Consider the following 12,729-nt stretch of genomic DNA (forward strand, 5'->3'; position numbering starts at 1 on the left):
CCACAAACATCCACGCACGATAGGCGACAGTGCCGAGGCCGCAATGGATCAAAAGCGCCGCCCGTGGCCACCCCCCAAACCCTTCCCCCCCCAGAGATTTGCGGAAAAAACCGCCAGCCCCCCCCCCCCCCCCACCAGCCGCCGTTAAGTCACGACGCGAGCGAGCGGCGGGGCAGGCGGGGGATGGCGGGGCGTGTAGATGCGCCCGGCGGAAACCGAAGGCAGCCGCCGTAGGCGGCAACGAGGTTGAGCACGGGGCAGTCCGGAGCGAACGCTCCGGACCGCAATCGTAGCCCCGCCATCCCCCGCCTGCCCCGTCACTCGCGCCTCAAGAACCCACCCATCACTCATCCCCCAGCAACATCACCAGCTTCAGATCCAGATGCGTCGCCAGGCGAAACGTGATCTGCTGAAACGCCATCCGCCCCCGCCGCGGATGCGCGAATTCACGCAGGCCGCCCTCGCGCTCGACCACCGCGTGCCGGTTCCACCAATGCGCGAACACCGCGCTCTGCCGGTTCAGGGCATCGATCAGCGCCAGCACCGCCGGCTCGTCCAGATGCGCGCCCGCGTCGGCCCGAAACTCCGCCACCACGCGCCGCGCGCGCTGCTCCCAATCCACCACCAGCTCGCGCGCCGCCGGATCGAGAAAGATGTAGCGCAACAGGTTCGGCTCCGGATCCCGGGCCGGCCAGTCGTCGAACAGTTCCCGCAGCGGGCCATTGCAGGCCAGCACGTTCCAGGCCCGATCCAGCACATAGGCCGGCGCGGTGATGGCGTCCACGCATTCGCGCAGCGAACCCGGCGCCCCCATCGCATCGTCGCGCGCATGCTGCGGATCGGCGCAATCGGCCAGGTCGAACAGATAGGCCCGCTCGGCCCGCGCCAGTTGCAGCACGCCCGCAATGCGCGACCACACCGAGGGCGACACCGATACCTCGCGCCCCTGTTCGATCCAGGTGTACCAGGTGACGCTGATGCCACACAACTGCGCCACCTCTTCACGCCGCAGCCCCGGCGTGCGCCGGCGCATGCCTTCGGGCAGGCCGGCCATCTGCGGCGTGATGCGCGAGCGGGCGCTGCGCACGAATTCGCCCAGCGCCTGGCGGCGCAGGCGGGAGCCTTCGTGGCCGGCGGCGCCGGCCTGGGGGGAAGTGTTCATACCAGGATAAGAGAGGCACTTGTACGTGTATAAGCTCCACCTATCTTAGCGCCTGGCCGCCCGGGCGGTACCGCGGCCCGCCCGCGGGCGACCACGGGCCGGACCGGCATATCGACGAACGGCGCCCGGCCGCGCTACGGTCAACCCTGCACAGAACGGTGTCGACCCGACGCAACCGCCCCAAAACCAAGGAGACAACCCCGCCATGACCGCCCACCAGACGTCCTCGAGCTGCCCCACCGTGACCGAGGCCGCGGCGCTGTTCCGCGACGGCCAGATCACCAGCGAAGCCCTGACCCGCGCCTGCCTGGACCGCATCGCGTCCCGCCAGGACCTCAATGCCTTCATCACCGTCGACGCCGAGGGCGCGCTGGCCCAGGCAAGGGCCGCCGACGCGGCGCGCGCCGCCGGCCGCACCCCGCGGCCGCTAGAGGGCGTACCCTTGGCGATCAAGGACAACATCCATGTGGCGGGCCTGCCCAACACCGCCGGCACGCCGGCCCTGCGTGGCTTCATCCCCAAGGAAGACGCGCCGGTGGTGCGCCGGCTGCGCGAAGCGGGCGCCGTCATCGTCGGCAAGGCGCACATGCATGAACTGGCCTTCGGCGTGTCCGGCTACAACACCGCCTACCCCGGCCCGCGCGGCGCGGGCACGCGCAATGCCTATGATCCCGAACGCATCGCCGGCGGCTCGTCCTCGGGCAGCGGCGCGGCGGTGGGCGCGCGCCTGGTGCCGGCCGCGCTCGGCACCGACACGGGCGCCTCGGTGCGGCTACCCGCCGCGCTCAATGGCGCCGTCGGCTTCCGGCCTTCCGTGGGTCGCTATGACGGTTCGGACATCACGCCGATTTCGCATACCCGCGATACGCCCGGGCCTATGGCCAACTGCATGGCCGACATCGCGCTGCTGGACGCGGTCCTGACCGGCGATGACACGCCGCTGCCGGCGCTGCGCGCCGCCGACCTGCGCCTGGGCCTGCCCGGCTATTTCTGGCAGGACCTGGACCCGCAGGTACAGGCCACGGCGCAGGCCGCCCTGGAACGCTTGCGCGCGTCTGGCGTGACGCTGATCCCGCTGGACCTGCCCGGCCTGGAAGCCAGCAACGCCGCGACTGGCATGCCGCTGTGCCTGTACGAGCAGAAGCATGATCTGATCGCCTATCTGCAACGCCACGATGTCGGCGTGGGCTTCGAGGAACTGGTGGCGCGGATTTCCAGCCCCGACGTGAAAGCCATCTTCGACGACCTGGTCGTGCCCGGCGTGCTGCCCACGCCGTCGGGCGAACTGCTGCCCCTGCAACCGCTGTACGACAGCGCCATCGCGGAACATCGCAACGCCCTCATCGACGTCTACCGCCGTGCGTTCGAGCAGCACGCGCTGCACGGGCTGCTGTTCCCCACGGTGCCGGTGCCGCCGCCGCTTGCCGCGCCCGAGGCCAGCAGCCTGGAGTCGTTCCTGCGGCTGGCGCACAACGTCGATCCTGGCAGCAACGCGGGCCTGCCCGGCCTGAGCCTGCCGGCGGGGTTGTCGGACGCGGGCCTGCCGGTTGGGCTGGAAATCGATGGCCTGCCTGGTGCGGATCGTACCGTTCTTGCGGTCGGGCAGGCGCTCGAAAGCCTGCTGGGACGCCTGGCGCCGCCAGCGCGGGCAGGCGCGCCGGCGCGGGACTGACCGGGGAACGCAAGGCAGGCCGGGCGCCAAGGGCGGCCGGCTAGTCGAGCGACAGCATGGGCGTTTGCGAGACGATGTCCACGAGGTAATCCATGACGACGCGCACCGGCTTCAAGCGGCGAAGGTCGCGATGCACGACCAGCCAGATGTCCCGCGCGAAAGCGTCTCCCGGGTGCGCCAGCCGCGTCAAGTCGGTATGCGCGTCGCCGATGAAGCAGGGCAACCCCGCCACGCCCGCTCCGGAGCGGGCCGCGGCCAGATGGCCGCTGATGTCGCTCAATTCGCAGACCACCGGCCTGCCGCCCGCGATTTCCAGCAACCAGCTTTGTTGAGGCATGTCGGCCAGGGACTCATCGTAGGCGATGAACACCCAATCCGCTGGCGCCACCGTGGCGGCGTAGTCGCGCCGGGCATAGAGCGCGAACGGCATGCGCCCGATGCGCCGAATCACATTGCTGGATTCCTTTGGCCGCACCAGCCGCACGGCGATGTCGGCCTCGCGCCGGCTCAGCGATACCTGCTGCGCCTGCGCCAGCACCGCGAGCTGAAGCCTGGGATGGGCCAGCCGAAAGGCCGCCAGATGGCGCGCCAACAAATGCGTCGCCAGGACCGGAGGCGCGCTCAAGGTGACTTTGGCGTCCAGCGGCGCTTGCTGGGCACGGGCGCGGCGCGCGATGCCAAAGGCCGCCGATTCCATCTGCTGCGCCAGTTCCAGGATCTGCCCGCCGCGCTCCGTCAGCCGGCAAGCGCGCGGCAGCCGCTCGACCAGTTGCATCTGCAATTCGGCTTCCAGCGCGCCCAGGCGGCGGCTGACCGTCGCGTGGTCAACGCGCAATGCCCGCGCCGCGCCGGAGAGAGTCCCGGCCCGCGCAATCGCCACGAAATAGCGCAGGTTCTCCCAGTCGAACATCTGTGCGTTTTCTCCAGTCTGACTGGCAATTTTATGGAATTTACGCACATATTGATACTGCCTAGCATGGCGTCAGATCAACGCCCCTCCGGATTCTCGCCATGTCTTCTCGTCCACACTCCCCGCGCGGCACGCTGCTGGCCGCGGCCACGGGTTTCGCCATCGTGCTGCTCGATGTCAGCGTCGTCAATGTCGCCCTGGAAGCGCTGCGCCAGGAGTTCTCGACCGACATCGCAGGATTGCAATGGGTTGTCAACGCCTACACCCTGGCATTCGCCGCGCTATTGCTGACCAGCGGCGCCCTCGGTGACCGCATCGGCGCACGCCGCGTGTTCTTGTGCGGCCTGACCCTGTTCACGCTGGCATCACTGCTGTGCGGCCTGGCGAACAGCCTGGAACTACTGGTCGCGGCCCGCCTTGTGCAGGGCCTCGGCGCCGCACTGCTGGTACCCAATTCGCTCTCGATGCTGCAGCGGGCGTTCCAGTCCGCGATTACGCGCAATCGCGCGGTCGGCTGGTGGGGTGCGGTCGGCGCGCTTGCGCTGGCGGCCGGGCCGGTGCTGGGCGGCGTACTGGTCACGCATCTTGGCTGGCGTGCCATCTTCCTGTTGAATCTGCCGCTCGGCATGATCGGCCTCGGCCTGACGCTGCGCCATGTGCCGCGCGATGCCGCAGGCGCCCGGCGGGGTCTGGATTGGCCGGGCCAGGTGGCGGCCGCGGTGGCGCTCGCGGCGCTCACGGCCAGCTTGATCGAAGCCGGTTCGCGGGGCTGGGGCGATGCTTGGGTCCTGGCCGGCCTGGCGGCTTTCGCGCTTGGACTGTGCGCCTTTCTCTGGATCGAATCGCATGCGCCAGCGCCAATGCTGCCGCTGGCGTTGTTCCGCGTGCCGATGTTCACGATTTCATCGGCGTCGGGCGTGATAGTGAACTTCGCGTACTACGGGCTGGTGTTCGTGCTGAGTCTGTTCTTCCAGATCCAGCGGCACCTGTCGCCCCAACAGGCCGGATTCGCTTTTCTGCCCATGACGGTCGTCCTGATCGGCGCGAACATCGTGGCGGGCCGACTCATGGCCCGCCTGGGCGCGCGCCGCCTGATGGTGCTGGGACTGGGGCTGGCGGCCATCGGCTACCTGCTGATGCTGCTGGCCAGCCGCGACGGCCGCTACGCCCTGCTTGTCGTGCCGATGCTAATGGCCGGTGGCGGCATCGCGCTGACGATCCCCACCATGACCAATGCCACCCTCTCGTCGGTGGATGCGTCGCGCGCCGGCATTGCCTCTGGCGTACTCAACTCGGCCAGGCAGATTGGCGGCATGCTGGGCGTCGCCGTATTCGGTTATCTGGTGCGCGACACCGCGCCACAGGCATTCATGCATGGCATGTACGCATCGATGACCTTGGCGGTCGCCTTTCTGGCCCTTGGAGCGCTGCTGTGCCTGGCGGGCATGCCAGGCGCCCAGCGCCGGGAAAGGCCCTGAAGGCCAATCCCGCACCCCCAGGCCGTCAGCCCAGGTTCGGCGCCAGCGTGCGCTTCAGATCCTCGATGCTGCGGCCGCTGCGCGCGGCGTAGTCCTGCAACTGGTCTTCGCCGATGATGCCGACGTTGAAGTACTGCGACTGCGGATGGCTGAAGTAGAAGCCCGACACGCTCGAGGCCGGGAACATGGCGTAGCTGTCGGTCAGCATCATGCCGATGTCGGCGCCGTCCAGCACGCGGAACATGTCGGTCTTGACCACGTGCTCCGGGCAGGCCGGATAGCCCGGCGCCGGCCGGATGCCGACGTACTTCTCGGCGATCATGTCGTCGTTGGACAGCGCCTCGTCGGGCGCGTAGCCCCACAGGTCCTGGCGCACGCGGGCGTGCAGGCATTCGGCGAAAGCCTCGGCCAGGCGGTCGGCCAGCGACTTCAGCATGATGCCGGAATAGTCGTCCAGCGCCTTCTCGAACTCGGCTTCCTTCTTCTCGATGCCGATGCCGGCCGTCACCGCGAACATACCGATGTAGTCCAGCTTGCCGCTGGATTTGGGCGCGATGAAGTCCGACAGCGACTTGTTGCTGACGCCCTCGCGCTTGGCGCCCTGCTGGCGCAGGTTGCGATAGGTGAACAGCACCTCGCTGCGGCTCTCGTCCTTGTAGACCTCGATGTCCTCGTCGTTGACGCTGTTGGCCGGATAGAAGCCGACCACGCCATTGGCGGTCAGCCAGCGGCCCTCGACGATGCGTTTCATCATGGCCTGGCCGTCGGCGTAGACCTTGCGCGCCTGCTCGCCCACCACCTTGTCGTCCAGGATCGCCGGGAACGGGCCGAACAGGCTCCAGGTCTGGAAGAACGGGCCCCAGTCCACGTACTTCGCGATCTCGGCCAGGTCGTAGCTCTTGAAGGTGCGGCGGCCGATGAACTTGGGGCGCGGCGGCGTGTAGCTGTCCCAGTCGATCCGCGGGCGCGAGGCGCGCGCCTCGGCCAGCGGCAGGATCGGCGTGGCCTTGCGGTTGGCGTGGCGGCGGCGCACGTCCTCGTATTCCTCGGCCAGCTCCGCCAGATAGGCGTCCGCCTGGTCGGACATCAGGCTGGTGGCCACGCCCACCGAACGGCTGGCGTCCGGCACGTAGATCACCGGGCCTTCGTAGTTGGGCGCGATCTTCACGGCCGTGTGCACGCGGCTGGTGGTGGCGCCGCCGATCATCAGCGGCACCTTGCGGCTGCGGAAATACTCGTCGCGCTGCATTTCCGAGGCGACGTAGGCCATCTCTTCCAGGCTGGGCGTGATCAGGCCGGACAGGCCGACGATGTCGGCGTTCTCTTCCTTGGCCTTCTCCAGAATCTGGGCGCAGGGCACCATCACGCCCATGTTCACCACTTCGAAGTTGTTGCACTGCAGGACTACCGACACGATGTTCTTGCCGATGTCGTGCACGTCTCCCTTGACGGTGGCGATGACAATCTTGCCTTTGGCGCGCACGTCGCCGCCGGCCGCCGCGATCTGGCGCTTTTCCTCTTCGATGAAGGGGATCAGGTGGGCCACGGCCTGCTTCATCACGCGCGCCGACTTCACCACCTGCGGCAGGAACATCTTGCCGGCGCCGAACAGGTCGCCCACCACGTTCATGCCGTCCATCAGCGGGCCTTCGATCACCTCGATAGGGCGACCGCCGCGCGCGGCGATCTTCTGGCGCACCTCTTCGGTGTCCTCGACGATGAACGCGGTGATGCCGTGCACCAGCGCGTGCGACAGACGCGCCTCGACCTCCGCATTGCGCCAGGCCAGGTCTTCTTCCTTCTTCGCGCCCGAGCCCTTCACCGTGTCGGCGAACTGCACCAGGCGCTCGGTCGGCGTGCGTTCGTCGGCCGGGTCGGTCTTGCCGACCGGCTCGGCGCGGTCCAGCACCACGTCCTCGACCAGGTCGCGCAGCTTGGGATCGAGATCGGCATACACGCCCAGTTGGCCGGCGTTGACGATGCCCATCGTCATGCCTTCCTTGACCGCGTAATACAGGAACACGGTGTGGATGGCCTCGCGCATCGGCTCGTTGCCGCGGAACGAGAAGCTCACGTTCGACACCCCGCCCGAGATGCGGGCGTGGGGCAGGTTCTCGCGGATCCAGCGCGTGCCTTCGATGAAATCGACGGCGTAGTGGTTGTGCTCGTCGATGCCGGTGGCGACCGCGAACACGTTGGGGTCGAAAATGATGTCTTCCGGCGGGAAGCCCTCTTCCTCGACCAGGATCTTGTAGGCACGGCCACAGATTTCCTTGCGGCGCTCCAGCGTGTCGGCCTGGCCCAATTCGTCGAACGCCATCACCACCACGGCCGCGCCGTAGCGGCGGCACAGGCGGGCGTGGTGGCGGAACGGCTCCAGGCCTTCCTTCATCGAAATCGAGTTGACCACCGGCTTGCCCTGCACGCACTTCAGGCCGGTCTCGATCACGTCCCACTTGGAGCTGTCGATCATCACCGGCACGCGCGCGATGTCGGGCTCGGAGGCAATCAGGTTCAGGAAGCGGTGCATGCACGCCACCGAATCCAGCATGGCCTCGTCCATGTTGATGTCGATGATCTGCGCGCCGTTCTCGACCTGCTGGCGCGCCACGGCCAGCGCCTCGTCGTACTTCTCTTCGCGGATCAGGCGCGCGAACATCTTGCTGCCGGTGACGTTGGTGCGTTCGCCCACGTTCACGAACAGCGTGTCCTCGTCGATGTTGAGCGGCTCCAGGCCCGACAGGCGGGTCTTGACCGGGATCTCCGGCACCACTCGGGGCGTCAGCGCCGTGACCTTGTCGGCAATCGCGCGGATATGGTCGGGCGTGGTGCCGCAGCAGCCGCCCGACATGTTCACCAGTCCCGCGCGGGCGAATTCCTCCAGCAGCGCCGAAGTGTCGGCCGGGGTCTCGTCGAAGCCGGTCTCGGCCATCGGGTTGGGCAGGCCGGCGTTGGGGTAGACACAGACGTAGGTGTCGCAGATCTTGGACAGCTCGGCCACGTACGGGCGCATCAGCGCCGCGCCCAGCGCGCAGTTCAGGCCGATGGTGACCGGGCGCGCATGGCGCACCGAGTTCCAGAAGGCCTCGACGGTCTGGCCCGACAGGATGCGGCCCGACGCATCGGTGACGGTGCCCGAGATCATCACCGGCAGGCGGATGCCGCGCTGTTCGAACACTTCCTCGGTGGCGAAGATCGCGGCCTTGGCGTTGAGCGTGTCGAAGATGGTTTCGATCAGGACGATGTCGATGCCGCCATCGAGCAGGCCGTTGAGCTGTTCAATGTAGGCGACGCGCAGCTCGTCGAAGGTGACATTGCGCGCGCCCGGGTCGTTCACGTCGGGCGAGATCGACGCCGTCTTGGGCTGCGGGCCGAGCGCGCCGGCCACGAAGCGCGGCTTGTCCGGCGTGCTGTACTGGTCACAGGCCTGGCGCGCCAGTTGCGCGGACACCAGGTTCAGTTCGTAGGCCAGTTCCGGCAGGTCGTAGTCGCCCTGCGCGATCGAGGTGGCGCCGAAGGTGTTGGTTTCGATGACGTCGGCGCCGGCTTCCAGGTACTGGCGGTGGATCTCCGAGATCACGTCCGGCCGCACCAGCGACAGCAGCTCGTTGTCGCCCTTCAGGTCCTTGCCGTGCCCGGCGAAACGCTCGCCACGGAAATCGGCCTCGCCCAGCTTGTAGCGCTGGATCATCGTGCCCATGGCGCCGTCCAGGATCAGGATGCGCTGGCCGAGCAATCGGGCGAAATCGCCGCCACGGGTAAAGCTCTCGGGCGGATAAGGCAGGCGGGGATACGGCACGTTCGGGTCCGGAAGGAGGGTTTTGGACGGCAGGAAAGACGGCGCGAATGTCGCGAAAATGCGATAAACGCCGAAAAATCAACCCCTGATCGTAACAAACTGGACCCTGTTACGGCCCGCGATGATACAGTTTCGGCCCCGAACCGGTGCTTTCGGCGCAATGGGACAGGCAAGAACGCAACACTTGCCGGTCCGCGTGCGAAAGGTAAACGGGAAACAGGAAGACGCCCGCCCCGCCGCCCACAAGGCCGGCTCGGACATCCAGCCTGTGCTGCCCCCGCAACGGTCCCCATGCGCGCGATGCGCCCATGGCAGCCCGATACCGGCCTGTTCGATCGCCAGGACGCCCGTCCGGCGCCCGCCCCCCAGGGACGCGGCGTGACCCCGGGCATCCTCCCCATCGTGATTGACCTGCGGGGTCGCGGGTCGCATCGAGGTCTTGTAGATGAAATCCCGCTCCATCCGGCGCTACGCCGGCGCCCTGCTCTGTTCCGCCCCGGCCCTCTCGGCCGCCCAGCAAGCCGCCACTCCCGAACTCGACACCGTCACCGTCACCGCCCAGCGCGTGCCCAGCGATGGCCGCACCCTGCCAGTGTCGATCTCCGTCATCACCGCCGAAGACATCGCCGCCAGCAGCGCCCGCACCATGCAGGACCTGCTGTCGACGCAGGCCGGCATCCACCTGGTCAACACCACCAGCGCCAGCGACAACGCCATCGTCGACCTGCGCGGCTTCGGCATCACCGGCGCCAGCAACACGCTGATCATGATCGACGGCGTCAAGCAGAACACCAACGACCTGTCCGCCCCCAGCCTGGGCGTGGTGCCGCTGGACCAGGTCGAACGCGTCGAAATCGTGCGCGGCAGCGGCTCGGTGCAATACGGCGGCGGCACAACCGGCGGCGTGATCAACATCATCACCCGCAAAGACTTCGCCAGGGAGCCGGTCACGGCCCGCGCCACCGCCACCTTCGGCAGCTACGGCCTGCGCCAGTACGACGCCGCCGTGGCGCTGAACAACCAGAAGGTGGGCGTGGACGCCTACATGCAGTCGCTGCACAGCGACGGCTACCGCGAGCACAGCGGCGAGAGCCGCGAGGGCGGCGGCGGCGGCATCACTTTCCGCCACGACAACGGCTCGATCCGCCTGTATGGCAACACCACCACGCAGAAGCTGGACCTGCCGGGCCCGCGCCTGATCAACCCGACCACGGGCGAGAACCAGTTCGAAAGCGACCCGCGCGGCGCCAAGAACAAGGTCGACTTCGTCAAGACCACCACCACCACCTTCGGCCTGCAGGTCGAGCAGCAGCTCGGCGTCGGCACCCTGTACGCCGATGCCTCGACCCGCGAGAAGAAGCTCAACGGCTTGTCATACGACGGCTCTGGCGACACGCTGCGCCAGCAGAAGCTGGAAGAGAACCTGGCCAGCCTGCGCTACCGCCTGCCGATCAACGGCGGCCACAGCGTGGTGTTCGGCGCCGACGCGCAGGAAGCCAAGACCTCCGCCGACCAGAACGCCTACTACGACGTCACCCCGTCCAAGTGGCAGTCGCGCCAGCATCAGTACGGCCTGTTCGCCGAGGGCCAGATCCGCGCCACCGACAGCACCTACGTCACCCTGGGCGCGCGCCGCCAGTACGCCTCGGACAAGCTGGAAGTGATTTCCGGATCGGGCGAGGAATCGGACAAGGGCCATCACCTGACCGCCTGGCAGCTTGGCGTGCGCCAGGATCTGCCGGCCGGCTTCGGCCTGTACGGCAAGGTCGGCCGCAGCTTCCGCCTGCCCAATGCCGACGAGGCCCTGTCGGTGCAATCGCCGCTGGCGCCGCAGACGTCCACCGACAAGGAACTGGGCGTAACCTGGGCGTCAGATACCACCAGCGCCCGCCTGTCGTGGTTCCGCTACGACCTGACCAACGAGATCCAGTACAACCCGCTGGCCGACGGCAAGTGGGGCCCGGGCACCGGCGCCAACACCAACCTGGATCCGACCCGTCGCCAGGGCGTCGAGCTGGAAGGCCACCACAAGCTGACCAGCAGCCTGACGCTGGACGCCAACCTGACCTGGATGGAAGCGCAATTCCGCTCGGGCACCTACGCCGGCGTCGACCTCTCGGGCAAGACCGTGCCGCTGGCGCCCAAGTGGCTGGCCAACGCCGGCGTAACCTGGCGCCCCACCGACGCGTTCCTGTGGAACGTGACGGCGCAGTACGTGGGCAAGTCGCGCATGGACAACGACCAGGCCAACCAGTTCGACACGCAACTGGACGCCTACGTGCTCTTCAATACCAAGGTGGCCTACAAGTTCACCCGCAACATCGAAGGCGCGTTCGGCATCAACAACCTGCTGGACCGCAAGTACGCCACCTACGGCATCCGTGGCGGCGACGCCTCGTTCCAGATGCTGGGCCCGGTTGCCAACTACAACCTGTACCCCGCGCCCGGCCGCAACTTCTACGCCTCGCTCACGGTGCGCTACTGAGCGGTCGATCCGATATAGTCGGCGTTGTTCCGCGCCGACCATACCGACCCACCGCATGACCTTCGCCCGCGCCCTTCCGTTCGCCGTCCTGGGGCTGCTGTCCGCCCCGGGCGCGGCGGCCGATGCCGCCGCCACGTCGGCGGCGATCCACGCGCGCGACGATCGCGGCCGCGACGTCACCCTGGCCGCCCCGGCGCGGCGCGCGGTGACCCTTGCGCCGCACGCCACCGAGCTGGTCTACGCGGCCGGCGCCGGCGCCTACCTGGTCGCCACCATCCGCGGCAGTGACTATCCGCCCGCCGCCCGGTCCCTGCCGGTGATCGGCGACGGCACCCAACCCGATCCCGAACGCGTGGCCGCCACCCGGCCCGACCTGGTCATCGCCTGGCAGCCGTCCGCCGCCGCGCCGCTGGCGCGGGTCATGGACAAGCTGGGCGTGGCGGTCTACTACAGCGATCCGCAGACCCTGGCGGCGATTCCCGAGGCGGTCGAGCGCCTGGGCGTGCTGTTCGGCACCGAGGCCCGCGCCACCGCCGCCGCCCAGGCCCTGCGCGCGCGGCTCGATGCGCTGGCCGCGCGCTATGCCGGCCGCGCGCCGGTGCGGGTCTTCGTGCAGGCCGGCCTGGACCCCATCTACACCCTCAACCACGCCAGCATCGTCAGCGATGCGCTGCGCCTGTGCGGCGGCGTCAACGTGTTCGGCGATGCGCCCGTGGTGGCGCCGCAAGTCGGCCTGGAAAGCGTGCTGGCGGCGCGCCCCGACGCGGTGCTGGCCGGCGTCTCCACGCCCGCCGACACGGCCCGCAACCAGGCCGCCTGGCGCGCCATGGGCCTGCCGGCCGCGCAGGCCGGCCATGTCTACGGCATCGACGCCGACGCGCTCTACCGCCCCGGCCCGCGCCTGGTCGACGCGGCCGAGCAGCTATGCGCGGACCTCGATCAACTGCGCCAGCCCTAGGCATGGCGACGGGCGCGGCGCTTCGCGCCATCTCCCCCGCGCCACGGCGGCCGCCAGGGATGCCCCTGCCCGCGACCCGGTCATTCGCGCGCCCCGCGGCTGCGCGGCAAGCGCGTTTTCTGGAACGCCGCGCCCGCGCCGCGAGGCCTGCCACGCCGCCCCGTGCTTTATGATTCGCCTAACCGTGATCAACCCGTTGATCCGCCCGATGATCAGCCAGCCCCCGCGGGTCCCGCAGCGCGCGCCCGCTCTTTGACACACCGCC

The 12,729-nt window shown here is 68.6% G+C and carries 7 protein-coding genes; 4 read left to right on the forward strand and 3 right to left on the reverse strand.

Features of this window, described 5'->3' with window-relative positions:
* Positions 1–343: 343 nt before the first annotated feature.
* On the reverse strand, positions 344–1,162 hold the full coding sequence (locus AC6LKG_RS18700; protein WP_498166744.1) for a helix-turn-helix transcriptional regulator: 819 nt from the start codon (positions 1,160–1,162) through the stop codon (positions 344–346).
* A 205-nt stretch (positions 1,163–1,367) separates the two neighbouring features.
* Between AC6LKG_RS18700 and iaaH the strand changes: the two genes are divergently transcribed.
* On the forward strand, positions 1,368–2,834 hold the full coding sequence (gene iaaH / locus AC6LKG_RS18705; protein WP_498166747.1) for an indoleacetamide hydrolase: 1,467 nt from the start codon (positions 1,368–1,370) through the stop codon (positions 2,832–2,834).
* Positions 2,835–2,874: 40 nt separating this feature from the next.
* On the opposite strand, the gene AC6LKG_RS18710 is transcribed toward iaaH, so the two are convergent.
* A complete protein-coding gene (locus tag AC6LKG_RS18710) occupies positions 2,875–3,744 on the reverse strand; it encodes a LysR family transcriptional regulator (protein WP_498166749.1) in 870 nt (289 codons plus the stop codon).
* 101 nt (positions 3,745–3,845) lie between these two features.
* Here AC6LKG_RS18710 and AC6LKG_RS18715 point away from each other — a divergent pair, with 101 nt between their 5' ends.
* Positions 3,846–5,222 carry an MFS transporter gene (locus tag AC6LKG_RS18715; protein WP_498166752.1) on the forward strand — a complete coding sequence of 459 codons (1,377 nt, stop codon included), beginning with the start codon at positions 3,846–3,848 and terminating at the stop codon, positions 5,220–5,222.
* 25 nt (positions 5,223–5,247) lie between these two features.
* Here the strand turns inward: AC6LKG_RS18715 and metH are convergent, their stop codons facing one another.
* Positions 5,248–9,021: a methionine synthase gene (metH, locus tag AC6LKG_RS18720; protein ID WP_498166755.1), complete on the reverse strand. Its 3,774-nt coding sequence runs from the start codon at positions 9,019–9,021 to the stop codon at positions 5,248–5,250.
* A 445-nt stretch (positions 9,022–9,466) separates the two neighbouring features.
* Between metH and AC6LKG_RS18725 the strand changes: the two genes are divergently transcribed.
* Both AC6LKG_RS18725 and AC6LKG_RS18730 read left to right on the forward strand, forming a co-directional pair.
* Positions 9,467–11,506: a TonB-dependent receptor gene (locus tag AC6LKG_RS18725; RefSeq protein WP_498166758.1), complete on the forward strand. Its 2,040-nt coding sequence runs from the start codon at positions 9,467–9,469 to the stop codon at positions 11,504–11,506.
* Between the two features lie 55 nt (positions 11,507–11,561).
* The gene (locus AC6LKG_RS18730) at positions 11,562–12,464 is read left to right on the forward strand and encodes a cobalamin-binding protein (RefSeq protein WP_498166761.1); all 903 of its coding nucleotides are present in this window, start codon (positions 11,562–11,564) and stop codon (positions 12,462–12,464) included.
* Positions 12,465–12,729: the final 265 nt, after the last annotated feature.

This window comes from Achromobacter sp. 46006, assembly GCF_059761975.1.